Source organism: Ureibacillus sp. FSL E2-3493, from assembly GCF_038077515.1.
GTDB classification, from domain to species: Bacteria; Bacillota; Bacilli; order Bacillales_A; family Planococcaceae; genus Ureibacillus; species Ureibacillus halotolerans.
Map to the genome: position 1 here is coordinate 2128667 of NZ_JBBOPK010000001.1, position 25762 is coordinate 2154428.

Annotated in this window: 43 protein-coding genes and 1 tRNA gene; 6 read left to right on the forward strand and 38 right to left on the reverse strand. The window is 35.1% G+C overall.

Going from position 1 to position 25762, the window contains the following annotated elements:
• Positions 1-9: 9 nt before the first annotated feature.
• Complete coding sequence (locus MHH69_RS10925; RefSeq protein ID WP_341362323.1) at positions 10-357, reverse strand: HNH endonuclease; 348 nt, start codon at positions 355-357, stop codon at positions 10-12.
• A gap of 126 nt (positions 358-483) precedes the next feature.
• On the opposite strand from MHH69_RS10925, the gene MHH69_RS10930 reads away from it, so the two are divergent.
• The gene (locus MHH69_RS10930; RefSeq protein ID WP_341362324.1) at positions 484-705 is read left to right on the forward strand and encodes a DUF2188 domain-containing protein; all 222 of its coding nucleotides are present in this window, start codon (positions 484-486) and stop codon (positions 703-705) included.
• Between the two features lie 33 nt (positions 706-738).
• Here the strand turns inward: MHH69_RS10930 and MHH69_RS10935 are convergent, their stop codons facing one another.
• From MHH69_RS10935 to MHH69_RS11080, 31 genes are all read right to left on the reverse strand, one after another.
• A complete protein-coding gene (locus MHH69_RS10935; RefSeq protein ID WP_341362325.1) occupies positions 739-939 on the reverse strand; it encodes a hypothetical protein in 201 nt (66 codons plus the stop codon).
• A gap of 26 nt (positions 940-965) precedes the next feature.
• Positions 966-1039, reverse strand: a tRNA-Arg gene (locus MHH69_RS10940).
• A 760-nt stretch (positions 1040-1799) separates the two neighbouring features.
• Positions 1800-2255, reverse strand: coding sequence for an IS200/IS605 family transposase (gene tnpA, locus MHH69_RS10945; RefSeq protein ID WP_341362949.1), 456 nt, complete (start codon positions 2253-2255; stop codon positions 1800-1802).
• Between the two features lie 236 nt (positions 2256-2491).
• Entirely contained in the window at positions 2492-3229 is a 738-nt protein-coding gene (locus MHH69_RS10950) for a hypothetical protein (protein ID WP_341362326.1), read from the reverse strand.
• Positions 3230-3295: 66 nt separating this feature from the next.
• Positions 3296-3715, reverse strand: a complete 420-nt coding sequence (locus tag MHH69_RS10955) for a transcriptional regulator (protein ID WP_341362327.1) — start codon at positions 3713-3715, stop codon at positions 3296-3298.
• Positions 3716-3840: 125 nt separating this feature from the next.
• On the reverse strand, positions 3841-4155 hold the full coding sequence (locus tag MHH69_RS10960; protein ID WP_341362328.1) for a MazG-like family protein: 315 nt from the start codon (positions 4153-4155) through the stop codon (positions 3841-3843).
• The gene (locus tag MHH69_RS10965) at positions 4152-4511 is read right to left on the reverse strand and encodes a hypothetical protein (RefSeq protein WP_341362329.1); all 360 of its coding nucleotides are present in this window, start codon (positions 4509-4511) and stop codon (positions 4152-4154) included. The genes MHH69_RS10960 and MHH69_RS10965 overlap by 4 nt, the downstream gene beginning before the upstream one ends.
• Positions 4508-5230, reverse strand: coding sequence for an FAD-dependent thymidylate synthase (gene thyX, locus MHH69_RS10970; protein WP_341362330.1), 723 nt, complete (start codon positions 5228-5230; stop codon positions 4508-4510). Before thyX ends, MHH69_RS10965 begins: the two co-directional genes overlap by 4 nt.
• Before the next feature lie 32 nt (positions 5231-5262).
• Entirely contained in the window at positions 5263-6378 is a 1116-nt protein-coding gene (gene dcm / locus MHH69_RS10975; RefSeq protein ID WP_341362331.1) for a DNA (cytosine-5-)-methyltransferase, read from the reverse strand.
• A 5-nt stretch (positions 6379-6383) separates the two neighbouring features.
• Complete coding sequence (locus tag MHH69_RS10980) at positions 6384-6800, reverse strand: hypothetical protein (protein ID WP_341362332.1); 417 nt, start codon at positions 6798-6800, stop codon at positions 6384-6386.
• 18 nt (positions 6801-6818) lie between these two features.
• Entirely contained in the window at positions 6819-7013 is a 195-nt protein-coding gene (locus MHH69_RS10985; RefSeq protein ID WP_341362333.1) for a hypothetical protein, read from the reverse strand.
• Positions 7010-7201 (reverse strand): hypothetical protein, encoded by a 192-nt coding sequence (locus MHH69_RS10990; RefSeq protein WP_341362334.1) that lies wholly within the window; start codon positions 7199-7201, stop codon positions 7010-7012. Before MHH69_RS10990 ends, MHH69_RS10985 begins: the two co-directional genes overlap by 4 nt.
• A complete protein-coding gene (locus tag MHH69_RS10995) occupies positions 7201-7626 on the reverse strand; it encodes a YopX family protein (protein ID WP_341362335.1) in 426 nt (141 codons plus the stop codon). The genes MHH69_RS10990 and MHH69_RS10995 overlap by 1 nt, the downstream gene beginning before the upstream one ends.
• 73 nt (positions 7627-7699) lie before the next feature.
• Positions 7700-8269, reverse strand: coding sequence for a 2-methylcitrate dehydratase (locus tag MHH69_RS11000; RefSeq protein WP_341362336.1), 570 nt, complete (start codon positions 8267-8269; stop codon positions 7700-7702).
• A gap of 14 nt (positions 8270-8283) precedes the next feature.
• On the reverse strand, positions 8284-8700 hold the full coding sequence (locus MHH69_RS11005) for a DUF1064 domain-containing protein (protein WP_341362337.1): 417 nt from the start codon (positions 8698-8700) through the stop codon (positions 8284-8286).
• A gap of 11 nt (positions 8701-8711) precedes the next feature.
• Positions 8712-9200 carry a single-stranded DNA-binding protein gene (gene ssb / locus MHH69_RS11010; RefSeq protein WP_341362338.1) on the reverse strand — a complete coding sequence of 163 codons (489 nt, stop codon included), beginning with the start codon at positions 9198-9200 and terminating at the stop codon, positions 8712-8714.
• Complete coding sequence (locus MHH69_RS11015; protein ID WP_341362339.1) at positions 9197-9385, reverse strand: hypothetical protein; 189 nt, start codon at positions 9383-9385, stop codon at positions 9197-9199. Before MHH69_RS11015 ends, ssb begins: the two co-directional genes overlap by 4 nt.
• Positions 9386-9392: 7 nt before the next feature.
• Entirely contained in the window at positions 9393-9827 is a 435-nt protein-coding gene (locus MHH69_RS11020; RefSeq protein ID WP_341362340.1) for a hypothetical protein, read from the reverse strand.
• Positions 9817-11052: a replicative DNA helicase gene (locus MHH69_RS11025; RefSeq protein WP_341362341.1), complete on the reverse strand. Its 1236-nt coding sequence runs from the start codon at positions 11050-11052 to the stop codon at positions 9817-9819. Before MHH69_RS11025 ends, MHH69_RS11020 begins: the two co-directional genes overlap by 11 nt.
• Positions 11052-11828 carry a conserved phage C-terminal domain-containing protein gene (locus tag MHH69_RS11030; protein WP_341362342.1) on the reverse strand — a complete coding sequence of 259 codons (777 nt, stop codon included), beginning with the start codon at positions 11826-11828 and terminating at the stop codon, positions 11052-11054. Before MHH69_RS11030 ends, MHH69_RS11025 begins: the two co-directional genes overlap by 1 nt.
• Positions 11829-11839: 11 nt before the next feature.
• A complete protein-coding gene (locus tag MHH69_RS11035; RefSeq protein ID WP_341362343.1) occupies positions 11840-12637 on the reverse strand; it encodes a PD-(D/E)XK nuclease-like domain-containing protein in 798 nt (265 codons plus the stop codon).
• Entirely contained in the window at positions 12609-13463 is an 855-nt protein-coding gene (locus MHH69_RS11040) for a hypothetical protein (protein ID WP_341362344.1), read from the reverse strand. The genes MHH69_RS11035 and MHH69_RS11040 overlap by 29 nt, the downstream gene beginning before the upstream one ends.
• Positions 13463-14584 carry a hypothetical protein gene (locus MHH69_RS11045; RefSeq protein ID WP_341362345.1) on the reverse strand — a complete coding sequence of 374 codons (1122 nt, stop codon included), beginning with the start codon at positions 14582-14584 and terminating at the stop codon, positions 13463-13465. The genes MHH69_RS11040 and MHH69_RS11045 overlap by 1 nt, the downstream gene beginning before the upstream one ends.
• Before the next feature lie 105 nt (positions 14585-14689).
• Entirely contained in the window at positions 14690-14896 is a 207-nt protein-coding gene (locus tag MHH69_RS11050; RefSeq protein WP_341362346.1) for a hypothetical protein, read from the reverse strand.
• A complete protein-coding gene (locus MHH69_RS11055) occupies positions 14889-15236 on the reverse strand; it encodes a hypothetical protein (protein WP_191708595.1) in 348 nt (115 codons plus the stop codon). The genes MHH69_RS11050 and MHH69_RS11055 overlap by 8 nt, the downstream gene beginning before the upstream one ends.
• An 11-nt stretch (positions 15237-15247) precedes the next feature.
• A complete protein-coding gene (locus MHH69_RS11060; protein WP_341362973.1) occupies positions 15248-15508 on the reverse strand; it encodes an AbrB/MazE/SpoVT family DNA-binding domain-containing protein in 261 nt (86 codons plus the stop codon).
• Between the two features lie 87 nt (positions 15509-15595).
• Positions 15596-15718 carry a hypothetical protein gene (locus MHH69_RS11065; RefSeq protein ID WP_341362347.1) on the reverse strand — a complete coding sequence of 41 codons (123 nt, stop codon included), beginning with the start codon at positions 15716-15718 and terminating at the stop codon, positions 15596-15598.
• Positions 15719-15829: 111 nt separating this feature from the next.
• Positions 15830-15985: a DUF6906 family protein gene (locus tag MHH69_RS19330; RefSeq protein WP_445954571.1), complete on the reverse strand. Its 156-nt coding sequence runs from the start codon at positions 15983-15985 to the stop codon at positions 15830-15832.
• A 123-nt stretch (positions 15986-16108) separates the two neighbouring features.
• On the reverse strand, positions 16109-16642 hold the full coding sequence (locus MHH69_RS11070; RefSeq protein WP_341362348.1) for a sugar-phosphate nucleotidyltransferase: 534 nt from the start codon (positions 16640-16642) through the stop codon (positions 16109-16111).
• A 158-nt stretch (positions 16643-16800) separates the two neighbouring features.
• Entirely contained in the window at positions 16801-17052 is a 252-nt protein-coding gene (locus MHH69_RS11075) for a hypothetical protein (RefSeq protein ID WP_341362349.1), read from the reverse strand.
• Positions 17052-17834, reverse strand: a complete 783-nt coding sequence (locus MHH69_RS11080) for a Rha family transcriptional regulator (RefSeq protein WP_341362350.1) — start codon at positions 17832-17834, stop codon at positions 17052-17054. The genes MHH69_RS11075 and MHH69_RS11080 overlap by 1 nt, the downstream gene beginning before the upstream one ends.
• A 64-nt stretch (positions 17835-17898) precedes the next feature.
• On the opposite strand from MHH69_RS11080, the gene MHH69_RS11085 reads away from it, so the two are divergent.
• Entirely contained in the window at positions 17899-18054 is a 156-nt protein-coding gene (locus tag MHH69_RS11085; protein WP_341362351.1) for a hypothetical protein, read from the forward strand.
• Here MHH69_RS11085 and MHH69_RS11090 read toward each other — a convergent pair.
• Genes MHH69_RS11090 through MHH69_RS11100 form a run of 3 tightly spaced genes read right to left on the reverse strand, consistent with a single transcriptional unit; the run spans position 18015 to position 18636 of the window.
• A complete protein-coding gene (locus MHH69_RS11090) occupies positions 18015-18215 on the reverse strand; it encodes a hypothetical protein (RefSeq protein ID WP_341362352.1) in 201 nt (66 codons plus the stop codon). The genes MHH69_RS11085 and MHH69_RS11090 overlap by 40 nt on opposite strands.
• Positions 18212-18436 carry a helix-turn-helix domain-containing protein gene (locus tag MHH69_RS11095; protein ID WP_341362353.1) on the reverse strand — a complete coding sequence of 75 codons (225 nt, stop codon included), beginning with the start codon at positions 18434-18436 and terminating at the stop codon, positions 18212-18214. Before MHH69_RS11095 ends, MHH69_RS11090 begins: the two co-directional genes overlap by 4 nt.
• A gap of 17 nt (positions 18437-18453) precedes the next feature.
• Positions 18454-18636: a helix-turn-helix domain-containing protein gene (locus MHH69_RS11100; protein ID WP_341362354.1), complete on the reverse strand. Its 183-nt coding sequence runs from the start codon at positions 18634-18636 to the stop codon at positions 18454-18456.
• Between the two features lie 356 nt (positions 18637-18992).
• Here MHH69_RS11100 and MHH69_RS11105 point away from each other — a divergent pair, with 356 nt between their 5' ends.
• From MHH69_RS11105 to MHH69_RS11115, 3 genes are all read left to right on the forward strand, one after another.
• Positions 18993-19334 (forward strand): helix-turn-helix domain-containing protein, encoded by a 342-nt coding sequence (locus MHH69_RS11105; protein WP_341362355.1) that lies wholly within the window; start codon positions 18993-18995, stop codon positions 19332-19334.
• Between the two features lie 3 nt (positions 19335-19337).
• Positions 19338-19679: an ImmA/IrrE family metallo-endopeptidase gene (locus MHH69_RS11110; protein WP_341362356.1), complete on the forward strand. Its 342-nt coding sequence runs from the start codon at positions 19338-19340 to the stop codon at positions 19677-19679.
• A 266-nt stretch (positions 19680-19945) separates the two neighbouring features.
• Complete coding sequence (locus MHH69_RS11115; protein WP_341362357.1) at positions 19946-21112, forward strand: tyrosine-type recombinase/integrase; 1167 nt, start codon at positions 19946-19948, stop codon at positions 21110-21112.
• Between the two features lie 99 nt (positions 21113-21211).
• On the opposite strand, the gene lepA is transcribed toward MHH69_RS11115, so the two are convergent.
• The 3 genes from lepA to gpr form a co-directional block, all read right to left on the reverse strand.
• Positions 21212-23044, reverse strand: coding sequence for a translation elongation factor 4 (gene lepA / locus MHH69_RS11120; protein WP_341362358.1), 1833 nt, complete (start codon positions 23042-23044; stop codon positions 21212-21214).
• 299 nt (positions 23045-23343) lie between these two features.
• Complete coding sequence (spoIIP, locus tag MHH69_RS11125) at positions 23344-24207, reverse strand: stage II sporulation protein P (protein WP_341362359.1); 864 nt, start codon at positions 24205-24207, stop codon at positions 23344-23346.
• A 48-nt stretch (positions 24208-24255) separates the two neighbouring features.
• Positions 24256-25284 carry a GPR endopeptidase gene (gpr, locus tag MHH69_RS11130; RefSeq protein WP_122971363.1) on the reverse strand — a complete coding sequence of 343 codons (1029 nt, stop codon included), beginning with the start codon at positions 25282-25284 and terminating at the stop codon, positions 24256-24258.
• Between the two features lie 165 nt (positions 25285-25449).
• On the opposite strand from gpr, the gene rpsT reads away from it, so the two are divergent.
• Entirely contained in the window at positions 25450-25701 is a 252-nt protein-coding gene (gene rpsT / locus MHH69_RS11135) for a 30S ribosomal protein S20 (RefSeq protein WP_122971364.1), read from the forward strand.
• Positions 25702-25762 lie beyond the last annotated feature (61 nt).

Consider the following 25762-nt stretch of genomic DNA (forward strand, 5'->3'; position numbering starts at 1 on the left):
CCAGGGGGGCTATAGCATTTCTTCGTTCGGTTTAGTTGTGATAATATCGATTTTTTTAGAAATTATTTTTTTCTTCGATTTTCCACTTCTATCATGATGTTTTTCGTGACAACTGTTGCATAAGCTAACACAATTCTCTAACACTAGAGCTTTCGTCAAGTCGTCTTTGACTTCCACAATGTGATGAACCATGTCTGCTTTGGAAATGCGCTTGTTCTTTAAACAGTCTTGGCATAAGTAGTTGTCTCTTTTTAATGCTAGGTCACGACACTTACGCCATGCTCTAGAGTGATAGAATCTATCCCTTTCTTTATTGCGTTTATATTTGTCGTAGTATTGATTGTGATTCAAGTTCAATCACCATCCTTTGGTTGTGTGATTTGTATTAACTTCATAATTCATTCCTCCTATATATAATTCTATTTTTTTGAAACCTTTTGAATATATTCTCGTATAGAAAGCTAATACAAAGGAGGTGATTAAATGCCGAATCAACATGTTACTCCTCATCCTGATGGTGGTTGGCAAGTTAAAGGTGCTGGGAATGAAAAAGCAACTTCAAGACATAACACTCAAAAAGAAGCTAATGCAGCAGCGACTAAGATTGCTAAGAATCAAGGTACAGAAGTAGTAATCCATAGACCAAACGGTCAAATCCGGGACAAAAACAGTTACGGAAACGACCCTTATCCACCAAAGGGGTAAATACATTTGGAAATGAATAATTACTTTCATTATTCATTTCCTTTTAATTTTCCCATTTACTCTTCTGTACCTATCTCGATTCATTCCCATAATCTCTTCCCACTCACGTTGAGTTAAACGTTCGTATTTAGCCCTAGAAACGTTTTTCTTCTTCGGATGAACTTTCCCCTTACCTTGACTTAAAACGCCTAATTTAGACTTTGTATCGCCATCTAAGATGTGTTCAATTCGCATAACCTCACTCCCTTAATTATTTGTTAAGCCCCGAGCAGGATTCGAACCCGCAACCGACAAGGTAGAAACATGTTGCTCTATCCAATTGAGCTATCGAGGCATAATAAAAAGCCACACTCGAATGAATGTGACTTTGAAACTCAACCACTTTTATAAGTTGTAGCATTTTAAATACTCTATTTTTTTCTTTTATAGCATTTATCACAAATAATTCTTGCTGAAGGTTTATCTGAAGGACTATTTCCCACTGTACTTTCGATTAATTCTCTACATTTCACACAATAGTTTCCATTCACTTCTAACACCTCTCGTAGATTTCAATGAAACTTCAGTTGATGTATGTATAAAATTTTGATAAATGACTGCCATAAACCACTTTGACAGTCGTGTCTGTCCCAACCGCTCCTGTTACCAGGTAGTTTCCAAACTAATTACAGACGTTCCACCTATACGTTGTTTACGGTACAACGAACAAAACCTTTGTAGGCAATCTACTTTAAGTAAATCGCAAGTCAAAACCACTTCTAAACTCAACCACTTTAAAAGTGTAAGGTGCTTATGACGAGATAAGCAAAATAAAAGCGAACCTCGTTCGGAGGTTTGGATTCTCCTTCTACCTTTTGGTAGATAAGCTAAATAGTGAGACAGACAAGGATTTGCACCTTGTAAGTTATCCCGTTTGCCAGTGATAACTCGTTCGTAATCGCAATACCGCAACAACTAGCGTCTACCTATTCCGCCACTGTCTCATAATAAATATCCGCCTGTAAAACAGGCGGTTTTAGTAACGCCCTATAAGGGCTCCTTACTAACTGCCCCTAAAGGGGCTTTTTTAATTGACCGTCAACCGTATTTGTTCTTTAATCTCGTTTAAATGGGTCTATATATTCTCTACTCGTCATTTGATCACGTAATCGATCTTCAGCTTCTTGTTCCCTAATGTATTTTGCTACCGCTTTTTCGTTAAGACCTACTGTAGTGACATAATATCCTTTTGCCCAAAACGTTCGATTTCCGTGTTTATATTTTAAATTTGCATGTCTATCGTGAATCATTAAAGAACTCTTTCCTTTTAAATAGCCTACGAATTGTGATACGGATAATTTTGGAGGAATTTTAACCAGCATATGTATATGATCTGGCATTGCATGTCCTTCTATGAGTTCTACGTCTTTCATTTCACATAGACGTCTTAAAATCGCTCCGATGTCTTTTCTTAATTCACCGTAGATTACTTTCCTTCTGTATTTTGGTATAAAAACTATGTGATACTTACAATTCCATCTTGTGTGTGATAAACTATTGTCGCTCGACATTGAGCAAAACTCCTCTCGATTTGAATTTGGTTTGACGGCCATTTTCATTATATCGAGAGGAGTTTTTAATTCCATCTCCATTACCACCCTAAAAGTATATTTTCACACGTGCAGAGCACGTGGTTTTAAAAGAATTAATAAGAAAAGCCACAGCTCAATCGAGCCATGACTTATTACATTATTTGATACTATCAATTTACTACGTTTTTTTGTGAACTTCGCTAGTGTTAGGAAGTTCAACTTTCTGAGTTTATAAATCTTTCTAAATAAGTATTCGTATAAACTAAAATATCAATTATGTTTTCATTTGATTTAGATAAAATTTTACCAACTTTTTCTCTCATTTCTCTAGAAAGTGACACACGCTTATCTATATCTTTCAAATCTTCAAACTCTACTTCTAAATTTTTATAATAATTCAAAAATAATGGTACTTCATCTGTTAAAATATCCAAATCTTTAGTTATATTATCGAATTTATGTATAATATCATCATCAAAAAACACATTATAGATTATTATTTTTCTAGTCTGATCTACAAGTTCACGTATTTGTTCATCAATCATATTTTCACATTCTATTATTATTATTTTATCCTTAGATAATATTGAATTATTACCATAATCTATTAAAGATTTTTGTAATTTTGAAAGTATACTTAACAGAGAATAACAATTTTCTGATAATTTTAACCAATTATTAATTTTAATTTCTTTTATCATCTTTTCTTCTTCTTTTTTATATTGCAAATCTAGTTGCTTTGTCATTTGCATTCTTGCAATAAAATATGCACTAAGTGCCCCTATCGCACCACCAAACATTCCTAATATACCGCTTATTAAAGTTGCTGAAACATCTGCTTCAATACTCTTGGAATAGAGTGGTACTATTGAAAGTTTTATTATAAAAGCTAATATTGCACCGATACCTAGTGCTTTTAAAAAGTATGTATATAATTTTTTGGATTGTTTCAATAGATTATCCTCCTACTTTTTTATAAATTTTACCACAAAAAAGAGCACATATTTGTGCTCTTTCTATTATACCCATCCAATCCGTTTAGCAGTTTCATCAATTAGTAAATTCCTTTTTCGCAACACCTTATGCCGAGACATATATAACCTGTCTGCAATATCCTCCCATTCATAGAAATCACTTTTGCACCAATATCTCATGTCGACTATGGTTTTCGAATCGTTGTCCAGTTCTTGATATAAATCTTCAATAACATTTACAATATGTTTCAAATTTTGATAGAGTTTATCTTCTGCTAATGCAACTGCCTTTTGTTCTGTAATATTGCTAATTTTATTCGACTTTCCCCCTCCAATATTTGTATCAGTTTCACTAAACGGATGAAGTAGTTCCCATTCTCGAAACTTTAATTGACGTTTATTATGCTCATGGTCAATCCAATATTTCTCGATTTTCTGTATGTCTAATCTTGATAATGCTGTCAAAATATGACCTTCAATTTTAAGGTATCTAACGTTCATTTTAAGAGGTTTTAAATTTCAAATGAATAAAATATCATTATAGTAGTTAAAACCTCTATATTCGGTTATTTTAATGGTAAAACGATGTCTTATTGTTGTTGTAAATCCGCTTCCTTAATAAATACCCCATTTACCGTTTTCCCTTTTCGATTTTTGATTTCTTCATAGGCTTGTTCGATACAATCTTTAATATCTAAATCCATTTGCATAGCGAGGATTGTAAGTACCACATAAACATCTCCAATTGAGTCAACTACTTGGTCAAGATTCGCTTTTGCTAATCCTTGTGCCAGCTCTCCAACTTCCTCGATCAATTTCAACATTTGCTTTTCTGGTTGCGCTTCGTCTAATTTTCTTTCAGTTGCCCATTCTTTAATATTGATTGTTAATCCATCTAAACTCATTTCGATTCCTCCAAGTAATGATTTCTAAATAATTCAAGTGACTCTAACTTTTTTATATTTTCTCGAATCTCTTTTTCTAAGATTCTAATTATTCGAGCATGAACTCCTTCGAAACCATATTGTTTTTCGATTTTCTTTATCGTGGCTTTATAATAAACCGTTGAATCGATTAATTCTTGAATATTATGGTCAATCCATCCGAAAACATCATAGTCGTCCACATTCACAGTAGTGCCGTATTTAGCTAACCCTTTTGTCGTTTGATTAACTAAATGTTCTTTCAAAAAAGGAGTTGGTAATAGTTCGCTTATTTCTCGCAATACATCATTTGCGATAATATGTTCATCTATTTTCATTCGAAAAACTCCTCCGTCCAAGGCTCCACTTCAATAACACGTACCTTTAATTCTTCAGCTAATTGAGTGATTTCGTGTTGTGCTCCTGCACCTGGTTTACGCTTGCTATAAAAATCTAATAATGTACGTAGATTCGCAGTTAGGACTAAGTTACATGCCGCAGCATTTGGTAAAACTGCTCGAGCATCTTCTTGTGGAATGCCTCTTTTGATTAATGCATCGTACGCACCTTGGATATAGTCCATCGCTTCAAGATAAACATCTAATGCTGTACGTTCTAAATAAGGTTCAGTATTTCTTGTTTCTTCTACTTTTTCCGGTACAACATAATCAAACCCCTCGCTACGACTATCACTACTAAACTTCACATATCGTTGAGACTGTACCGAAAAACTCATATGTCTGTGTCTCGTTAGTTGAGCGAGTAAAGATCGTGATACTCCTTCAATTGCAAATGTAAAATTCAAATGTTCAAGTGTTGATGTATGACCACTTGATACGATTTGTTTAAATAGCCGTTTACTTTCTATACCTTTATCCCCAAAGTACTTTTCGGATTCCGTTTTTAATACTTCTAAAGCAGTTTTATGTGAATAGCATTGACGGATAGCTGCTAGACTTACTACTTGTCCGTCAGTTACTAATTCTTCATGTGGCAAATCGTAAAAATTGCTATTTTTATAATTTAATTGTGTATGTGCTAATAAATTAACTTTCAATGTTATTCCTCCTAATCTCTTTTAATTCTTCATTAACCTAACTTCTTAGCTATCTCATAAATTATATTCACAGTAACACTATTACCTGCCTGTTTATAAAGTTGGCTATCTGAATTGACTTCCCTTGCTTTATCGAATGCCCAATCTGGGAATCCTTGAAGTCTCCAACATTCCCGAGGTGTTAGTTTGCGGATTCTAACACCATCGGTTACACCTGCATCGTGTGAATTTGATTTCAAACACCTACTCAAACCCTCGAGTGGACCACGTTGGAAGTTCTTTGAAGCATTAGTATAAATACCAGATACTAAAACACCTTGATTACAAGAGGTATCAAGTGTATTTGCTACCCCTTTACCAACTCGCCCTCTACGAGTTTTACTTCCTGGCACAGCTAGATTAATAGAATCGCCTTCCGTTGCTACATCAAAACCTCGTTTTGTAGCTTCCTTTACCAAGATTTGCTTGGGTTGTTTATAATCTGTTGCTGTAAGGCAACTCATAATCCCTTCTGTACTATAAATGTGATAGCGTTGACCTATTGTTGATTGATTAGGATCTTTGGTTGTTCCTAAGATTTCAATATCAATCTGTTTTGCATCTTTTCGGATAGGAAATACTTCTCGTCTACTTGCTCCTCTAAGATGTCCGATAATGAACACCCTTTCTCTGTTTTGTGGGACTCCGAAATTTTTGCTGTTAAGCACTTGCCATTCAACGTCATACCCCAATTCATCCAACGTATTGAGGATAGTTCCGAACGTGTTCCCTTTGTCGTGAGATAATAACCCTTTAACGTTTTCAAGGAGTAAAAACCGTGGTTTGATTTGTTTGGCGAATCTTGCAATCTCAAAGAACATTGTTCCTCTAGTGTCATTGAATCCTCCACGTTTGCCAGCAACCGAGAAGGCTTGACACGGAAATCCTCCACAAATAACGTCAATCCCTTTTAATCTAAGACTTCGTAAATCGTCATCTGTAACTCCTGTAATGTCATGTGCTGTCCACTCTCCTTCCGTTTCGTGTATTGCTTCGTATGATTTTCTAGCATATTTATCCCATTCAACATATCCAACACATTCATGACCGGCCATTTCCATTCCTAATCTGAAACCACCGATTCCTGCGAATAAATCTAAGAATTTCACAAATTTCACCTCTCTTTAGCTGCACAATATGATTCAATTACCTCCACACATAAGCCAGTAATTCTTATATCAACATCTTTAAAATCGATGCGATCAATTCGCGTTATTACATGTTTTTTCTGATTCCAAAGAATCTCCGTTCCTTTTTGGAAGTACTTTTTATATTCATTTTTTCTAACTACTATAGAAAACTTAATTACATTAGGTACTCGATGCTTTTCTGTACGTAGTCCTCGCATGATTTTCTGATACGTTTTTGGTCCAACCCCTTTTATCTTAGGGAGTAATTCTTCAAACATAGTAAACGTTTCAGCAGCACCCAATTCCCTCATTCGTTTTACTTCTGATTTACGGCCATCATCATATCCACGTTGATATTCACGTTTTATTTTTTGACGGATTGATAATTTTGTATTTTTCAATTCATATTCACCAACCTCTCACTCATCAAGTGATATCATTCGCAAACGATTTCGACCATTCCCACAACGCTTTTCATAAACCGGATAAGTCATGTATTTTAAGAAATCAATCGACTTACCCGTTTCTCTATGAATCTCACGAATGGTTCCTTCTGAAATGAATTGATCGCCTTTATACAATGCGTAAATACGTTTATGCCATGGTATTTTCAATTCGCATTCACCAACCGTCCGAACTCCATTACCTGGATATATTCAGATTTATGCACCCTATGAATCTCAACACCTTTACCAACTTTGCGCCAACCTCTGCGTTCATGGTCTTTTACACGTTCAGCTAATTCTAGTTGACTTGAACCCACGACCGTTTTGCGGTTTTGCCATTTGGATTTAACGGTCATTAGGAATCACCACCTAATAAATGTGGATGTTCGTAGATGTTGCCAATCACAGAAATGTTGTTATCCTCAATTAAACTCGTATCTAATAAATCGTATACATTTTTGTTTGTAATCGAATTACCGTTACAGGTTGATGTGATTTTAAATGATCCATCTTCATAAAAAACCAAGCCTAAAGAATTCAAATCATCCTCTGCAATATCCCCTTCATAAATCTCACGACCGTTTTTGTCTTTTAAGCCTGTGTATTCACCCATCGACTTCAATTCACATTCAACAGGTGAATGTTCTGTATAAAGCATCGCTTGAGGTTCAAGTCCATTCTCTTCTAAAAACTCGTCTGTATAATCAATGTCTATCCAACCAAAACCGTAATGCCAACTGTTTGTACCTTTGCTAAAACCTCTAAATTTTGGCTCCCTCATTAGAAAACACCTCGTTTTAGATAATTTTGGTATAAGAAAAGAGAGCCCTAAACTAGAGCCCTCTATTTAGTTGTTATTCTGTAATCTCGCCTTTTTCTTTTTTCCACTTGTTCCACGCTTCTGCTAATGGCGCGACTTGCATGCGGTATAACTTAACCTGTTCTACTAGTTCCGAAGTTTTGATATCAAACTCTTCTGCTAGTGTACGATATGATTCACCTTTAATTCGACGTTTCAAGATGTCTAATAAATCTTTGTGATAGCCTTCATAAGTTGGAGCCATATCACTCATCACAAATGCATCTATAAGTTCACGATCAATGACCACTTCTTTTTCTTCAATTTGAACTTCTTCTTCTGGCATCCCTTCTAATTCGAGTTGTTCTGGTTGTTTAACTTCAACAATACCTTTTTCAGATACACTGTATTGAGTTAATGGTTGTTCAGTAATTGCATTGTATTTACGTCTATAAGTAATACGTGCTGCATCTAATTCGACATTTACTCTCAGATCCACCATTCCAGCGATTGCTTCGAGTTGTCCATCTAACTCATCTCCATTAATCTCAAGAACTATTTCTTGTACACCTTTAGGTTTAATATTTACTTTTTTAACTGTTGATTTGAAATTTGCGTATGTCATTTTGGATTTCCCCTTTACTTCGCTAATTTTTGTTTTTTACGTTCTTTAACGGCTTTTTCGTAATCTTCTAGTTCTATCCAGCCACCATCGATTCTTGAGAACTTCACCAATTTAAGGTTGAATGGGAACCGATATTCGAATAATTTCTTTTTAAGCTTGAAGTCAGCAGTTAGGAATCCTTTAACGTCTACCACTTCAATGTGGCCATCTGTGTAATGAACCTCAAAGTCTGCTTTGTATTTAATTGGACGAATCTTTTTATCGCTTTTCACATAACCTTCGAGCAATATATACTCTTTTTGCATTAAAAATTCACTAACAATTCCTTGCTTTTCAAGTTGCTTAAGATATAAGTAATAATCTGACTCCATCTTGCTGTCGAATGTGATTCCGTCCACTTCGACTTTTTTGTTTTTGTATTTGTTAGTCATTCACTCAACTCCTAGAATGGCAAATCTGATTCTGATACTTCTATTGGACCTTTACTGCTTGTAAATGGATCTTCATTTACTTGTGTGTAGCTTTGGTTACTAAACTGTGAATTGCTTTGTGGATTTTGTTGATAATTAGTAGATTGATAGTTTTGAGTGCTGCTTTGCCCACTTTGTTGACTTCTAGGCTCCAAGAACTGAATCGAATCCACTACAACATCAGTAGTGTAAACTCGTTTTCCATCTTGCCCCTCAAAGCTACCTGTTTGAATTCGACCTTCAAGTCCAATCAAACTACCTTTTCTCATAAAGTTTGCTAGATTTTCAGCTTGTTTTCTCCAGGCAATGCAACTAATAAAATCTGCTTCACGTTCACCTTGCTGATTAGAAAAGGCTCTATTAACTGCGACAGTAAATTTTGTCATTGGAATTCCACTTGGTGTATAGCTAAGTTCAGGATCTTTTGTAAGTCTGCCAACTAATACAACACGGTTTATCATTTAGTTACCTCCAGTCCCTTACTTGCAATACTGTGAATTCTTTCGTAAGCGTTGTTAAATTCGGTCATATTTCTAGTGATGATTTCAATTTCTTGGAGTGCTTTTTCTAATTTTTTCACTTTGGTTTCTAGCGCTTCCTTGTATGCGTTGCTTAGTTCTTCTTCAGGAATTAAGTTTTCCGACATTAAACAATCATCCTTTCTCGAAAATCATTGCTGTAGCTGGGAACATTAAGGTTTCATCCCTCAACTCACGTAACGATTGATATTTTTGTTTTTCTTCGAACCAAAAACTCTTATCCATATCACTGGAAATGTTGAATATCTTAGTTGGTAATTGTCCCTTTTCATTTAAATAGTGCCCCCTTGCTGATTCTTCTGTTTGAGCAAATATCAACATGTGTTTGTTGTTTCCTAAAGGAACTGAAAATAGTTTGATAGGATTTATATTTAGTTCATTGCGTTTTCTCATGCCTTCCACTTCATCGTGGTTTACTAAATCCCAATTGATTCCTTGAGAGTGATCAGTACCTTTCACAACACCATTTTTAATGAGCCAATAAACTGAATAGGCCAATTTCTCTTCGTCGAACTTGATAGCATCTAAAAGTAGTTCATTAAATGTCACTGATAGCTCCCGTATATTTGTTATATTTTGCGTAGATTGTTCCGACTTCACCTTCACGATTCTTGGCAATAATCATTTCCATTGAATCGTCATCAGTTTTTTTGGTGTAATAGGCATCACGATAGAAAAATACAACTACATCTGCATCTTCTTCGATACTTCCAGATTCCCTTAAGTCTGATAACATTGGACGTTTGTCCTTACGCTGTTCAACACTCCTACTCAACTGGGCTAAACAGATTACTGGGCAATCAAAATCTTTTGCTATTGCTTTTAAACCTTTTGAAATATCCGATACTGCTAAGTGCATATTTCCGCGATGATCATCAGTTGGTTTAATTAAGGTTAAATAGTCAATGAGTACGATAAGCTGCTTTCCTGGATTTTGATTTTTCACTTTCCGTACCTTCATCCGTATTTCAGAAAGTGTTTGGCCACTTTTATCAAAAATCTCAATGTTTGTTTCTGACACTTTACCTAAAGTAGTCATCCAGGTTTCCTTCTGCTTATCTGTTAACCGTTCATACAAGTTCTTCATTTTGTTTCGATTGTAGTTCCCTGTAGAAGCAATTAATCTGTCCCTTAACTTCTCGTCCTTCATTTCAAGAGAGAAAATAACTGGTATTGCTCCATTCCATCCAGCCATTTTTGCAAAATGGAGCATTGCATCTGTTTTACCCATCGATGGGCGACCTGCAGCAATAATCAAATCCCCATTTTGCCACCCATTAGTTACCGTCTGTAATGTACCGAGCCCTGTATTGATTCCAGTTTCCTTTTCTTTTGGTGTCCAGGGATCTTCTGCAACTGCAGTAACTAATTCTTTAATTGTGCTGTGGTCATTTGTGTTGTTTGATACTAGGCTGTTTAACTCGTTAGTGATTCGTTCTAAATTCCAATTATCAATTTTGGCAATCTCTAAGATGTTTAACTTTTCACGTTCGCGCCATTGATCAATTAGTAAATTTACATAATCATCAAATTTAGTTTCATTGGCCATGTTTAACATTTGATTAAGCTTTCCGACACCGCCAAAACGTTCAGGTGGAAATTTAGTGATTAATGCTACTAAGTCAATTGCTTGTCCTTCACGACTTAGTTTCTTCATAGCGTTTAATAAATTCTTGTGTTCGGTTTGTTGGAAGTAATCAGTTTTTAAATCTGTATCCATCAACAAATGAGGAGCTTTTAAGATAGTGCCTAAAATCACTTCTTCATTCAGCATTAATCTTCACCTCTAGTCATATCTATTTTGATTGGTTTGTAATTTGATGCTTGTTCTTGTTGTGGGGTTTGAGTTGAACCTAATTTAGCTTTGTTTAATCTTTCATCGAATTTGTTATTAAACAATGTAGATGGTCGTAAATAAGAATCACCTAATTCTCCATTTCCAAATACTTTGCCCTTCCATTCCTTGCAGCAATACTCAATTACCGTTTTAAAATCTTCTAAAGTAAAACCTTCAGCTAACCTAGCATTTATTAATTCTTTAGTTTTTTTAGTAGAAGATTTAAAATTAGTTTCTGCATGTTGATTTAGATAATCGATAATCTCGACATAGTAATTATTTTTATTATCATTATTTCCCTTATTACCATTATTGTTTGTGTTCATCTGTTGTTCATTTGTTGTTCGTTTGTTGTTCATCTGTTGTTCATTAGGTTGATACATAGACCAATTAATCACAGTAACCACGCTGTATTTTGTAGTTTTTTTGATGTTCAACATTTCGAGTTTTTCGAATAAGTTCAACCATCTCCACAACGTAATTGGTGAAACCATATCTTCTTTTTTTGCACCCTTATTAAACTCACTTGCCAAGGCATTTCTTCCAGTTACAAATTGACCTGGTTGTAGCTTAATTACTTGGTTTCCAACCAGTAGATCATGTTCTGCGTGCGATGCTTTTAATAAACAGTGAACCCAAAGTTTAAGCATGCCCGCATTAGAATAGATGGGGTTGTCTATGAGTTTTCGATGTAAACTAATCCAACCGGACATGCAACAACCCCCTAATCTAATAAAAACTCAATTTCAAAAGTATTTTCAAGCTGCTTAGTAGCTCGGCAATATTCGCAACTCTCACATCTAACCGGATTTGTTTCACCGTTTTTCGTTCTAATAACACCTGGTAAATGCATTTGCACATACTCTTTTTCAAAGTCAAACCGTGATTCATCAAAATGTAATATCGCTTTATCTGGTGGATTTTGTTTTGTCACTGCGATGATGTAAGGGTTGTAATACTCTCCGGTGTTTTTAAAGATGATTTCTCGATAGATAGCCATTTGAAGAACGTAGTCGTACGCTTCAACGAACGAAACATATTTGCTATATTTGTCACTCCAGTACCGTTTACCGAGTTCTTGAGTGGTTTTAATATCAGAGAAAATTTTCCGTTGATGATTAATGTTATCGACTTTGATTTTCCATTCCACACCGAACAACTCTGCTGTATAAATAACTTCTTTTTCACCCTCTAAAGCAAACATGGCAAACTTGTCATTTTTAAGAGTTTCAATCATGCGATCCGCTTGTTGAAATTCGGAATACTTCTTGCCTTTCGTATTGAAAATTACATTTCGTTCTTTGGTTACAAACTCTTCGAATGTTTCATTACCTTCAAATGCAGAATGTACATATGAGCCAACAGTTAAAGCATTAGAGTGAGGACGAGTATATTCGTCCCTCAACTCCGCTAACGTTCGCGCTTCACACTCCATAAAACTCTTAAACTGTGACACTGACATGTATTCAAGATTTGCTTCTTGTGAGTAGTAATTATTCTGATTGAGTAAGAGTTTCGGCAACGCCAGTCACTCCTTTTTCAAATTCCGCAGCTAAATCACTCTTTTGATTTTTGGCATCTTCTTTAGTGAACCAATCCTCAACTTTTGACATTCCATCCTTTAATGAATTGAATATATTCCCCAACTCAACTAGATCAATTTCAGTAAATGAACTAATGTTGTAACCGAATTTAGCTTCCACCATTTCTTGTGTGACTTTATATTTTTCTTTAAACATCTTTAATGCTTGAGTAATACGGTCTTTTAATGGTCCAGCGTTCTGACCCGATAATGTTTTTTCACATTCTTTCACTGCCATTTCCACAACATCACCTGGAATAACACCTAAAATACAAGCTCTAAGTCTACGTGCTCCATCAGAAGCAACTCGCTCATAAATGTCTCTTGGATCTGTTAATGCTCTCACACCATTCCGTGTACCAATTGAATGTTTAACGGTGAATACTTTCTCTTGTCGTACATTGGTTTCAAGGTCCCAACAATAAGCCATTGCGACAGATTCACCATTGCGTTGTTCAAGTTCTTTGATTCCATATGATAAATTGCCCCAGTTTTGCGCTAATACTTCTGCCAGTCGAATAGATGGACCAGTTACTTTTGTTCCACCACGTGGATAGGAGTACATAGATGAAGCTGCTAGTGAAGGACGTTTACATGCATCTAAAATTCTTTTTTCAGCTTCAAAGTAATTACGAGGGAATTGCTTCGCTAAGAAGATAGCTCCCTTCACTTCTTCCATTTCACGAGAAGCACTAGCTTGTGCTAGTACCCCTCCTTGTTGTTGAGTTGAAGGTTGACTATTAAATTGATTAGTTAGATCATTCATTATTTAACCTCCTCATATTGTGCGTTTGTGTCGTTGATGATTTTGTAATCAGTACCTTGAGATTGGATATAACCTAATGAATTTGTGTCTGATGTTTCAAATGTTTTTGTAATCCTAGTTACATTTTGAGACCATATATTCCGCACTTCTTGACCGATGGCTAACGTTGGTTGTACAGCTTGTTCAAACTCACTTACATCCAACCCTAATGCTCGTCCTAATGCGATGGCCTTGCCGATATGTTCGTTGAATACGTCTGATGGGTTGCATTTGGCGATGCCTCGTTCTCTCACAACCCCCTCATATCCTTTGCAAAGAACAACAACGGTTCCTTTCTCTGTATTAACTACAAATTCAAAATTAGATAAATACCATGGACTATTAGGAGACTTTGAATCTGGAACTTTTAATTCACCCTTTGCTAATTGTCCTTCCACAAACTTCTTCGCCTTCTCAATAATTTCAGCACGTTGTTGGTTCACTGATTTTAGTTGTACGATTAATTCGTAGACAGTTACTACAGGTTCTTTGCCCCAACCATACACATCTAACAAATCATTATCGTTATCATAATATTTGACACCTGTATGCACCTTGTAATGCTTATTCATTGTTGTGCCCCGTAGATTTTCGCTAAACTTTACAACATCACCATCACGAGCTTCACGATCAACCTTGCGATATTGATTACCTTCAAATTCGATGATTTCTTCCACAAATTGAATTGTAGTAGGAGTTAATTTTGTTTGTTCTTCTAATTTAAATTCCAACATCTTAATTCGTGTTTCTACTTGTTTTAAGTCGTATCGGTAATCATTTCGTATATCGATTATTTTTTGTTCTAAATCTTTTACAACACTTTCTAATGCTGTGATGCGTTGATTTTTGGTAGGTTTATCTTTGTATTTCTTTAAATCCATTTCATTAAAATAATCACCGTATTCAACATTTTTTTTGTAACTACAAACATAAGCATTAACTTCTTCATCGAATTTGGAAACGAATAGGAATCCTTGACCTTTTTCTTTTGCTTTCCTCCAGTTATTTGATTCATCTAAACTTCCATAACCAATAACAGTTTTATTAATAGGAACAACCTTATCCCCAACTTGAAATTTCATATATTTTATCCTCCAGGGTTTTAAAATTTTATTTTCGTGCTATACTGCTAGTAGATATTTTTTGTAAGTCACTCACATTTGGTTGCCGCCTTGTGTGAGTGTTTTTTATTTGGATAAATCAACTGCGTGTCCTTCTTCCAGTAATTCAGAGCCTAAACAAGTTGCACAACAATAGATATATCCTTCAAACTCAATCCCTTCGTGTTTGCAAATTTCCTCATCACAATAACGATAGTGACATTTGCCAATTACTTTAGCGATTGGATCATCAGTACGTTTTGGTGATAACATTGGGTTTTCAACTTCACACACTGTCGTTCACTCCAGGTATTTTGATGTTGAGAGTATCTAAAGTTTTTCTAATACCATAGCGAACACCATCTTGATAATTGCCCCAACCATCACCGAACTTAGCCTTAAATAATTCTGCTACTTTTTCGCCAGGTGTTTGTTCGACTTCATACCCTTCAATCAGCATTTTCGAGAAAGTGATTAAATCCACTTTGTTTAAAGGTTCTAAACTGTCGTACCAATCTTTAGTTGCAATTGCTTCTGCATGTTCAGTAAGTAAATCGTTGTCAGAAGTGTAATTTCTGATTTCTTTTAAATACTCGAAAGCATTGGCAACTTCTTTTGAAACTGTAACTTTCATTAAAATTCCTCCTACTTGATTAAGTTAATTGCGCGATTGATAACATCTTGAGCATTTGGATTTTTGATTTGATTTCGAAGAGTATTAAGCTTTTTAATAACTTCTTCTTTTTCCTCATTTGGAGCGTACTTTTGTAAAATGATTTGGTGACCATCAATGAAAATTTCTATTGGATCCTTTTCCCCAATCCCTAACGTTTTTCGTAATTCTTTAGGAATTACTAAACGACCTAACTCGTCCACTTTTCTTACAATGCCTGTTGATTTCATAATTAATTTCCTCCTAATTTATTGTTGTTGGTGGTTTTAGTGCTAATTCATAAGCTTGTTGAAGTTCTTCTAGTGAGTAGTTCACTTAATTCACCCCATAATTTTCAATACTGTATAAACAATCCATGATGTTGTAGCGACTGCTAAAATCGAATTAATAATGAACAGTGACCAAAACTTACGACTTGTTTGTTTAAACTCGATTGTGTTCAATTAAATCACCCCTTTCTTCTACGTGGTCGTAAGAATGTTTTACGATACCAAGTTGGTTGTTCATCAACTTGAACAATATTTAATTCATGTGTCATTTAGTTTCACCCCTTTCTAAGGCGCTGGAATTTCCTTGGTTTGTCCAGTCAACTTGTGGACGATTAACCAAAATTCCGTTGTCTTTTTGCTAAGTAACCAATTTTCATGGTTAAGATTAAGACTTCTAAGATATTGCTTTTCAAACCGTTTTAACCGTTTACCGTTCTTCATTTCCTCACCACCCTTTTATCGCATTTGAAACTAGTGATAATCGTTGCTGCAATGATAGATTGAAATATTTACTTAATCGGTTTTTCATTTGTTCACCACCTTTAATGAACGATTATTTGTTGATCAAATCCAACTTATAGTAGGTATATCAGTGATGTTGTAGCAAACCCAACAACAACCTCTATTAAAGCTATTAGATTTACCCAAAAACTTAATTCTCTTTTTAAAGATGATTACAGATAAATCATTTTTATGTGCATCGTACATGTTTGCTCTAGTTTCTGTTTCAAGAGTTGATAAAGGTAAAAGTAGTGCAAATGACTTTATCAAACCTTCTTCAGCCAATTTGAACGAATGCCTAATGATGTCGTTTTGAATACCGAACGGTGGATTGCTGATCATTAATTCGCAATTTTCCGGCGGAGTTGTTGTGAAAAAATCATTTCCTACATCATCGAATATATGAGTCGCTTTATATCTAAGGTTTAATTCATCAGCTTTTAACTTGAACTGCGAATCATAATTGTTAAATGGAAACCAAATATTTTTAAATCTATCAATTCGAATTAGATCATATATTTGTTCAACTACATAACGGGGTGTAGCTACGTGATTTGGATCAGTTTTACAATTAGCTTCGTATGCGGTTATACTCAATTATTCCACCACCTAATCTTTCGCTTATCCTTCTATTAAAAGATTGATAGATTAACGTCCAAACTTATGTGCATTAATCGCTCTAGCTTGTACAATCTTGATGTACTTTTCATCCTTCGAAAGCTTGTTCCATTCAGAGACTTTGATTTTCATTTGATTCACCCTCTTTCGTTATACTGTTGTTCTTTACGCTTCAATGTTTCACTCGCTTGTTGTAACACCAAGATGATTTCGTCTAGATCTTCGTAATCGAGTGAAGCAGTTATTCCGTCTTCTAACACTGTGATATTTTCATCAATGTCGACGTCCACATTATTCATTTCAACTAATACCAATCCATCATCTACATTCGTTGTGATAACGACCGAAACGCTTTCCAAAATTAATTCTGATTTACGAAAAAGTTCCATTAATATTCACTCTCCACAAGTTGATAGTCTGCTAGATTCAATTGATACTTAACCGCCATTTCTTTGATAACTGTCACATATACACTGACAAGTTTTTTATCCTCACCAATTACATCAAGTTTGGAAAGTTTACTAATAGCCGTTTTTGATTGGCCACGTAATGCCATTTTTGATTTGCGATTTTCTAAGCGTTTGTTAAGTAAGCAATTTGCTCGTTTTTCTAACAGTTCGTAACTTTCAGCACGCAGTTCTTGGAAGTATTGTCCGCCCCCTAATTTCATTGCGATCGCGTTTAAAATTCGGTTAATCTTATTGCGCCAGTCGTTATTGTTGAGCGATAGAATTTCCGTGATATTGTTTTGCTTCTCCTCAATTGCTTCGATTTTCGCTTCTTGTTCATTCAATCGTTTTTCCTGTTCTACTAATTGATTGATAGACATTTGCATTATTTCTAGTTGTGATTTTGGTTGTGTTAATTGTTTTTCCATTTGATTGAATGCTTCGATGTATTTCACTTTAAATTCGAGTGCCTTTTTCCCATTGAATCCCATAGCTAGTAAGGTAAAGCCGTCTCTGTTCATGTAGTACATTCGATACTTCTGTTTGTTTTGAGGGTGTTCGTATTCATCCTCGAAAAATAGGTCTGTCCATTTTTGGTCAAGCCCCTCTTTTAAGTTGTCAATATCACGTAATACATGGTTGTGATTCTTTTCAAAATCCTCCGCTATTTGTAACGAACTAGTTACAGCTTGTCTGTTTTTAATAACAATTAAATCTGTCATTTTATTTCCTCCCTTTTATTTCCTTTCTGTTAAACTATTAGTAGAAAGGTAGGTGATACATATGATGAAAACTAATAAAGATTATGCTTTAAAAACTGCAATTGAATTAGCAAAGGTCAATCTCGAATCTACTCAACAATGGATTCCACCAGAAAACGTCAAATATTTCGTTGAAGAAGTCTACCTTCTTCTTACTGGCGAAAATGAAACTGATGAATAGTTTTTAAAGTACACTTCAGCAACTTTCGGAAGAGCCGCAATCTCTTCTGGAGTTGCTAAATCATTTTTATTTGCTGTTCGAATTATCCAATCTGCTAAAGTCTCTAGGATTTCTTTTTGTTTATCCTCACCAACTTGTGGGGATTTTTTATTTTCATTCATGTTTGGTCACCTACTTTTTCAAGTGGTTTGATATTGAATGGGTCTGTTAGATCGCGACCAACATTTCTCAATAGAAAATTTTCTATCTCAATAGTGGAAACTTTCATCCTTCCTAATTTCAATCCTTGAAGTTGACCACTTTTAATTAATTCATACACTTTGTTCTTGTTACATTTGAGAAGTTTTGCGACTTCTGCTACTTCTAAAAGTTGCGGAATCAATTTCATTCACCCCTCATTTAAATACATAAAATTTTTCTGATATGTTTTACATGTTCTTGTGCTTTTGGACCATCTTTTCGTCCACGAATAATGTCAGATAGATATGCATTTGAAATACCAACCATTTCAGCTAGCTCTTTTTGACTCATTTTCCGTTTAAACAACTCTGCTCTAACTAACGCCCCTATATCTTCTGGCATTAAAACCTCTCCTTTCTTTAAACTAATAACTGATTTAGATATACCGTCATTGGCTCGGTATCACAGCGCATAAACCTATTCGAAAAAATAAGCTAATTTATTAGCTGAATTCATTGACAGTAACTAATATATTTATTAGTATATAGACATAGCTAAATAAGACTTTTATAAAGCCTGTAAACATTACATTTATCGCGTTCCCCAACGTTAAAATGTGTTTTAATAGGTTGTATTTTTTATACTCTTTTTAGCCAATAAATTAGCTTATGTACAATTTACTAAATTATTTATTAGTTGTCAATGATATAACTAAAATATTTTTTAGTTTTTTATGTACATAGAAAGGAAACATTGAAATGACAACGTTAGATCGTATAAAAGAACTTTGTAAAACTAGAGGAATCTCTGTTAAACGTCTCGAGGAAGAACTAGAAATTCCTAATAATACAATCTATCAATGGAAAAGAATCTCTCCTAGTTTAGATAAGATTCAAAAGGTTGCTGATTACTTTAATGTTTCCATTGACTACTTACTCGGACGTACAAATTTAAAAGAGCTTCCCGAAAATAACACGATTAATACTATTGCAGCCCATCATGATGATTATGAATGGACTGAAGAAGAATTAGAAGAAATAGAAGAATTTAAACGCTTTGTGGCTATGAGAAGAGAGGCACGTAAACAGAAGGGAGAATAGCCCATGAATCTATACGAAACGCTTATAGAGGAGTGTAATAATTTAGAAGTGGAAGTATTTGAAATAGACCATATGAAAAATAAAGGTTTATATGGCGATAATGTAATATGGATAAATAAATCATTACCTTCACTTATAGAAAAACGTTGCATTCTTGCAGAAGAAATTGGACACCACCTCACATCAACAGGAGATATCTTAGATCAATCAAATGTTACTAATAGAAAACAGGAACTTAAGGCACGTTCCTGGGCATACGAAAAGCTTGTACCCCTTAAAAAAATAATACAAGCTCATAAGCGCAATATATCAAATCGCTTTGAATTAGCAGATTTTTTAATGTGACAGAAGAATTTTTAGAAGGTGCCCTTAATTGGTATAAAAGCAAATACGGATTATGTGTGAGGATTGAAAACTTCACAATTTGTTTTGAACCGTTAGGGGTACTTGAGTTCTTTGATTGGGTTGAAATTCCAGTTATATATGTTGACGCTATATAAAAATATCATCCATTATATTTTTTTACATATAAAACAGAACGTACATTCCCATTAAGGAGGTGGTAGTTATGTGAGGATTGCAGAAAACAAGATAAGAAAGGAGAGAAGGCTATGAAAGGCGGAGTACGTAAAAGAGGAAATACATGGTACTACTATTTTGATATGGGAATTGTGGACGGTAAACGAAAAAAAATCGAACGTTCTGCTGAAGGAGCTCAAACGAAAGCCGAAGCTGAATCAGTATTACGAAGAAAAATTTTGGAGTATGAAAACGCAGGCACCGTTTTTAAGCCCTCTGAGATGACGTTACAAGACTTTTTAACTTTTTGGCATGAAGAATACGTCCAACTTAAATTAAAGCCAAATACGCAAGAAAATTACCGTTTAACGATTAAGAATCATATTAACCCACACTTAGGTAAGTATAAATTGAAATCATTAACACCACATATACTTCAACAATTTATGAATTCGAAAGTTCGGGAAGGATTAGCAGAACAAACATTAAGCATTATTAGAGGAATATTAAATAAGTCATTAAAGCAAGCGGTATACCCATATAAGTATATAAATGAAAATCCTATGCAGTATGTAGAATTAATGGTTGATAAGAAAAGAAAGCCAACTAAAGATGATTTGAAGATTCAATCAAATGAAAATTTAAGACTTTTAAACGAGAATATAACCGAGAATCATCCTTTTTACTTGCCTTTTCATATAGGATTGCATACTGGTGTACGTGTTGGAGAATTATGCGGTCTTGAATGGAAACATATCAATTTTGAGGATATGACCATTGAGATTGAACAACAACTTACTAAAAAGAAATTTAACGGTAAGGAAATTTGGGTAGTGTCAACACCTAAATCTGTCTCTGGTTATCGAACTATTCCGGTTGGAACAACTCTAATAAATATTTTAAAAAGAGCTAAAATGCAACAGAAAGAAAATAAACTGAAGTACGGAGAGTTTTATCAACAAGACCAGGACCATGATTTTGTTTGTAAAAAAGAGAATGGTGAACATTATACTCCGAATGTTATTAAGTATCAAACGAGGGAATTGATTAAAGGTAAATTGGGAATCGATTTCAATTATCATTCTTTAAGACACACTCACGCTACGATGCTGATAGAAAATGGCACTCCAATTAAAACCGTTCAGAAAAGATTAGGACATAGCAGAGCTGCTATTACAGAAGATCGCTATGTCCATTTGACACAAAAAATGGCGAGAGATGCTGCCGATATATTTGATTCCATCGCAAAGAACTTATAATTTGCTGGCACAAATTTATAAAGCGGTGGCATATCGGTGGCAATCCCCACCATTTTAATAAATTAATGATACATCGGAACCTTTAGAAACGTTGATATATCACTTTTTATTATTCTCATCCATTTTTAGTACAGCCATAAACGCTTCTTGAGGCACTTCTACAGAACCAACTTGCTTCATACGTTTTTTACCTTCTTTTTGTTTATCAAGAAGTTTACGTTTACGTGAAATATCTCCACCATAACATTTTGCAAGAACGTTTTTCCGCATCGCTTTAATAGTAGAACGGGCAATAATTTTTTGACCAATGGCAGCTTGTACAGGTACTTCAAATTGTTGACGAGGAATTAATTCTTTTAATTTTTCAACAATCACTTTTCCGCGCTCATAGGCAAAGTCCCGATGTACGATGAAACTTAGTGCATCCACTTGCTCACCATTTAGTAGAATATCCATTTTTACTAACTTCGAAGGTTTATATCCAATCAGCTCATAGTCAAAGGACGCATAACCTTTTGTATTTGATTTTAAATAATCAAAGAAGTCATACACAATTTCGGATAATGGAATTTCATATTGGATACTTACACGGGTAGTATCAAGATAGTCCATCCCAATAAACGTACCGCGCTTCATTTGACATAATTCCATTACTGCCCCTACATAATCATTTGGCACCATAATCGTCGCCTTAACATATGGTTCTTCCACATGGTCAATTTTTTGTGGATCCGGCATCATCGAAGGGTTGTCCACTTTTACAGAACTTCCATCCGTTAAAGTAACATCATAAATAACAGAAGGAGCTGTTGTAATTAAATCAATATTAAATTCTCGTTCTAATCTTTCTTGCACAATTTCCATATGCAATAGTCCTAAAAAACCACAACGGAAACCAAAACCTAAAGCTTGAGAAGTTTCTGGTTCAAATTGTAATGCCGAGTCATTTAACTCTAATTTTTCAAGGGCCTCACGTAAATCATTATATTTCGCAGTATCAATCGGATATAGACCACAATATACCATCGGATTTAATTTACGATACCCTGGCAGCGGTTCACTAGCTGGATTCGTCACAGAAGTAATTGTATCCCCTACTCTTGTATCTCCTACCGATTTAATCGAAGCTGTTAAATAACCTACATCACCAACTGTTAATTCAGCTACTGGCGTAATCTTCGGAGTATGTACACCTACTTCAACAACTTCAAATTCAGCTCCTGTAGCCATCATACGGATTTTATCTCCTGGTTTAACTGTGCCATTAACAATTCGAATGGAGGTCACTACGCCTTTGTATGCATCGTATAAAGAGTCAAAGATTAAAGCTTGTAATGGAGCATCCGGATCTCCTGTAGGTGCAGGAACTTTTTCCACGATTTGCTCTAGTAAATCATCAATCCCAATTCCCGCTTTTGCAGATGCCAACACAGCCTCGGATGCATCAAGTCCAATTACATCCTCAACTTCTCCTCGTACACGCTCAGGATCTGCTGCAGGTAAATCAATTTTATTAATAACTGGGAGAATCTCTAAGTCATTATCTAAAGCTAAATAAACGTTTGCTAACGTTTGAGCTTCAATACCTTGTGCAGCATCGACAACTAGTATAGCTCCTTCACACGCAGCAAGACTACGGGAAACTTCATAGGTAAAATCGACGTGTCCTGGCGTATCAATAAGATGGAATGTATACGTTTCTCCATTCTTCGCTAAATATTTTAATTGGACTGCATTTAATTTGATCGTAATACCTCTTTCACGTTCTAAATCCATCGAGTCCAATAGCTGTGCCTTCATTTCACGGGCAGTTAATGCTTTTGTTTTTTCTAAAATTCGGTCTGCTAATGTAGATTTACCGTGATCGATATGGGCAATGATAGAAAAATTTCGTATGTTTTCTTGTCGTTTTAAACGTTCTTCTCGATTCATGTCGTGTTCACTCCTAATCAAATACGCCTCCCGCGTATATTCTGCCGTTAAATGCAGAATGGTCAAAGATTCACTTTGTACCGAAAAGGTACCTGTATCGAATCTTAGACAAACGCTGGAGGCTTTAACCTTTATCAGTACGGATTCATACTGAAAAATTGGTAACCCGCTTTGAATTACCTCTATTTACAATTCCTTCGAAAAAAGGCTAAACTAACTTGAATTATAGCAGTGACACAACACCTTTAGCAATCATGTAGTGAGAAAAAACGTAATTATCCGTCTGCACAATTGACAAACTAGGCACTTTCTTCTTGTTTTACATACGATTTAGCAATGGCTTGAGCAAGAACAGCAACAGTGCGATAGACTTCATCTTCCGTATTATCAATTCCACCAATTTCAATTAATAAAAGATTTTCTGCTAAATCTTGGTTGTACACGCCATCCACTCCTGCACCAGATTTTTTTATCGTCCCTCTTGAAATATTTGGAACAATTTGATTCATCGTCTGACTTAAAGTGTTGGCATAAGATAAATTCGTTTTATAATTTGGATTTTCAGCACCGATTACAAAGGCGATCTTTGCATATCCAACCTTATTATGGGTTATCGTCGATTTGTCATGGGCAGTTGCATCCCGATGTACATCTAAAATAAGGTCATACTGTGTTTTTTCTAGTTCCTTACTAATGTAAGGTCGTACAGTATCATATGCGGAAGAAAATGCTGAACCATTTTTCTTCATGACCGACATCACGTCTACATCAAGGGTTTTAGCATTTAAACCGTTTAATTTAAAATAATCTTCCATCACCTTTGACATGGAAAATAAATTACTTTTGTCATCATAAACGGCGACGGTTCCTCTTTCATTTTCAACAAACGGCTTATATGTTTCGTGAGAATGCGTAAACACAAACAATACATCAAAAGGATCGACTGGCATTGACACATCTGTAGCAGTTACTTCTGTTGCTGGTACTCCTTCAGAACTTACTTCCGATGAGTTAACTTCCGTTGACGCATAGACTACTTTCTTTTCTTCAGCTAAAGAAGGCTCGTATTTTTCATTGTTGGGAAAAGGCAATAGTCCTGTAATAATTGGCAACATAAAAAAGAAGACTAGAAAAACTGATAGTACTTTTAATCTTTTTAACATGACATCCTCTCCTTCCACTACGATATGGAGGGAGAGGTCATTTTAGAACTATTTGATTTTATGTTCCATCCAATTAAAGAGACATTTACTAATTAAAATCGAATATTTCGTAATCCAAACATCTACTTCCTTTGGCGTTACAATTAGTCTCTCAGGATGGGATGCGAATGCTTCCTCAAAAAGTTGTAGTCGATCATTTGTTGACCATGTCGACCATTCACCAAATATCGGTTTAATAAGATTTAAATCGACTCTATCGTTGGATTCCGGTGTCCATGAAGTAACAGATAATTTTCCAGATGGTTTTCCCCTTTCTTCTATTTTCGCAGCGATAGAACGAAATACACTATCGATGGCATCTGCAATAATCACTGTCGCATCAACGACTGTCGGAACACCGATTGCTGTAACAGGTACACCCATTACTTCCTTCGATACTTCTGTACGCTGATTCCCTACACCAGAACCAGGGTGAATTCCGGTATTTGTAATTTGAATTGTTTTACATAATCGGGAACTTCCCCTTGTTGCTAAAGCATCGATTACTAAAACTAAAGAAGGTTTAATTTTCTCCGTTAACGCAAGGATGAAATCACTCGTTTCAAAGCCTGTTTGTCCTGTTACTCCCGGCGCATACATAATAAAATGATCACTCGGGTTTTCAGACTGCTCATTTTGCATCGCATCAATTGCAAAAGGTCCAACGGCGTCTGGTGTGATCGTTTTGTTTCCTAAACCGATTACAAGAACTTTACTATCTTTCGTTAATTTTATATCTTTATGGATGTCGTCGAGATATTTGGTAAATGCTTTTTCTAGTTGTTCAAACCCATTATTATCATCTACCGTCAAAGTCGGAACGGAGAGTGTAATATATTTCCCTTCTTTTTTTCCGATTTGTTCTTCCCCATTTTTATCTACTAAAACTTTTGTAACTTTTACACGTCCTTCATTAAACTCATCTATCGAAACACCGCTAGAATGGGCTATTTTTTCCTTTTGGTTTTTCGTCTGATGCTCAACTACTTCTTGGGATTCATCAATTAAGTCCGTTCTACTCCAATTTACTTCTATCATTTTTATCACCTCATTTTCTATGTTGGACAAACTGTCAAGTAAATATTCTTTGCATTTATCTATTGCAATTATACGCGTCGTTTGGTAGAATGATTTTTGTTGTATTGACAAATGAAAACAGTGAGAAGATGACTCATCTCGTACCTTATTTAGGAGGTGAAAGATATGCCAAACATTAAATCTGCGATTAAACGAGTTAAAACTGCTGAAAAAGCAAACATTGCTAACTCTCAAGCAAAATCTGCAATGCGTACTACAATTAAAAAAGCTGAATTAGCATTAGCTAACAATGCTGAAAACGCTAAAGAATTACTAGTAGCTGCTAACAAAGCTCTTGATACAGCTGCTTCTAAAGGTCTTATCCATAAAAACGCTGCAGCTCGTAAAAAATCACGTTTAGCTAAAAAAGCTAACTAATTGATGAACTATTAAGAGGTTTTCCTTATCATTTCTTTATATGATGTGAGGAAAATCTCTT

Coding starts and splice junctions, on each gene's coding strand:
- MHH69_RS10930 (WP_341362324.1), top strand. CDS start 484: ATGCCGAATCAACATGTTACTCCTCATCCTGATGGTGGTTGGCAAGTT.
- MHH69_RS10935 (WP_341362325.1), bottom strand. CDS start 939: ATGCGAATTGAACACATCTTAGATGGCGATACAAAGTCTAAATTAGGC.
- tnpA (WP_341362949.1), bottom strand. CDS start 2,255: ATGTCGAGCGACAATAGTTTATCACACACAAGATGGAATTGTAAGTAT.
- MHH69_RS10960 (WP_341362328.1), bottom strand. CDS start 4,155: ATGAGTTTAGATGGATTAACAATCAATATTAAAGAATGGGCAACTGAA.
- MHH69_RS10965 (WP_341362329.1), bottom strand. CDS start 4,511: ATGAAAATAGATGAACATATTATCGCAAATGATGTATTGCGAGAAATA.
- MHH69_RS10990 (WP_341362334.1), bottom strand. CDS start 7,201: ATGACCGTTAAATCCAAATGGCAAAACCGCAAAACGGTCGTGGGTTCA.
- MHH69_RS10995 (WP_341362335.1), bottom strand. CDS start 7,626: ATGAGGGAGCCAAAATTTAGAGGTTTTAGCAAAGGTACAAACAGTTGG.
- MHH69_RS11000 (WP_341362336.1), bottom strand. CDS start 8,269: ATGACATACGCAAATTTCAAATCAACAGTTAAAAAAGTAAATATTAAA.
- MHH69_RS11005 (WP_341362337.1), bottom strand. CDS start 8,700: ATGACTAACAAATACAAAAACAAAAAAGTCGAAGTGGACGGAATCACA.
- ssb (WP_341362338.1), bottom strand. CDS start 9,200: ATGATAAACCGTGTTGTATTAGTTGGCAGACTTACAAAAGATCCTGAA.
- MHH69_RS11015 (WP_341362339.1), bottom strand. CDS start 9,385: ATGTCGGAAAACTTAATTCCTGAAGAAGAACTAAGCAACGCATACAAG.
- MHH69_RS11025 (WP_341362341.1), bottom strand. CDS start 11,052: ATGCTGAATGAAGAAGTGATTTTAGGCACTATCTTAAAAGCTCCTCAT.
- MHH69_RS11030 (WP_341362342.1), bottom strand. CDS start 11,828: ATGTCCGGTTGGATTAGTTTACATCGAAAACTCATAGACAACCCCATC.
- MHH69_RS11040 (WP_341362344.1), bottom strand. CDS start 13,463: ATGAATGATCTAACTAATCAATTTAATAGTCAACCTTCAACTCAACAA.
- MHH69_RS11045 (WP_341362345.1), bottom strand. CDS start 14,584: ATGAAATTTCAAGTTGGGGATAAGGTTGTTCCTATTAATAAAACTGTT.
- MHH69_RS11055 (WP_191708595.1), bottom strand. CDS start 15,236: ATGAAAGTTACAGTTTCAAAAGAAGTTGCCAATGCTTTCGAGTATTTA.
- MHH69_RS19330 (WP_445954571.1), bottom strand. CDS start 15,985: ATGAAGAACGGTAAACGGTTAAAACGGTTTGAAAAGCAATATCTTAGA.
- MHH69_RS11075 (WP_341362349.1), bottom strand. CDS start 17,052: ATGGAACTTTTTCGTAAATCAGAATTAATTTTGGAAAGCGTTTCGGTC.
- MHH69_RS11080 (WP_341362350.1), bottom strand. CDS start 17,834: ATGACAGATTTAATTGTTATTAAAAACAGACAAGCTGTAACTAGTTCG.
- MHH69_RS11085 (WP_341362351.1), top strand. CDS start 17,899: ATGAAAACTAATAAAGATTATGCTTTAAAAACTGCAATTGAATTAGCA.
- MHH69_RS11090 (WP_341362352.1), bottom strand. CDS start 18,215: ATGAATGAAAATAAAAAATCCCCACAAGTTGGTGAGGATAAACAAAAA.
- MHH69_RS11100 (WP_341362354.1), bottom strand. CDS start 18,636: ATGCCAGAAGATATAGGGGCGTTAGTTAGAGCAGAGTTGTTTAAACGG.
- MHH69_RS11105 (WP_341362355.1), top strand. CDS start 18,993: ATGACAACGTTAGATCGTATAAAAGAACTTTGTAAAACTAGAGGAATC.
- MHH69_RS11110 (WP_341362356.1), top strand. CDS start 19,338: ATGAATCTATACGAAACGCTTATAGAGGAGTGTAATAATTTAGAAGTG.
- MHH69_RS11115 (WP_341362357.1), top strand. CDS start 19,946: ATGAAAGGCGGAGTACGTAAAAGAGGAAATACATGGTACTACTATTTT.
- lepA (WP_341362358.1), bottom strand. CDS start 23,044: ATGAATCGAGAAGAACGTTTAAAACGACAAGAAAACATACGAAATTTT.
- spoIIP (WP_341362359.1), bottom strand. CDS start 24,207: ATGTTAAAAAGATTAAAAGTACTATCAGTTTTTCTAGTCTTCTTTTTT.
- gpr (WP_122971363.1), bottom strand. CDS start 25,284: ATGATAGAAGTAAATTGGAGTAGAACGGACTTAATTGATGAATCCCAA.
- rpsT (WP_122971364.1), top strand. CDS start 25,450: ATGCCAAACATTAAATCTGCGATTAAACGAGTTAAAACTGCTGAAAAA.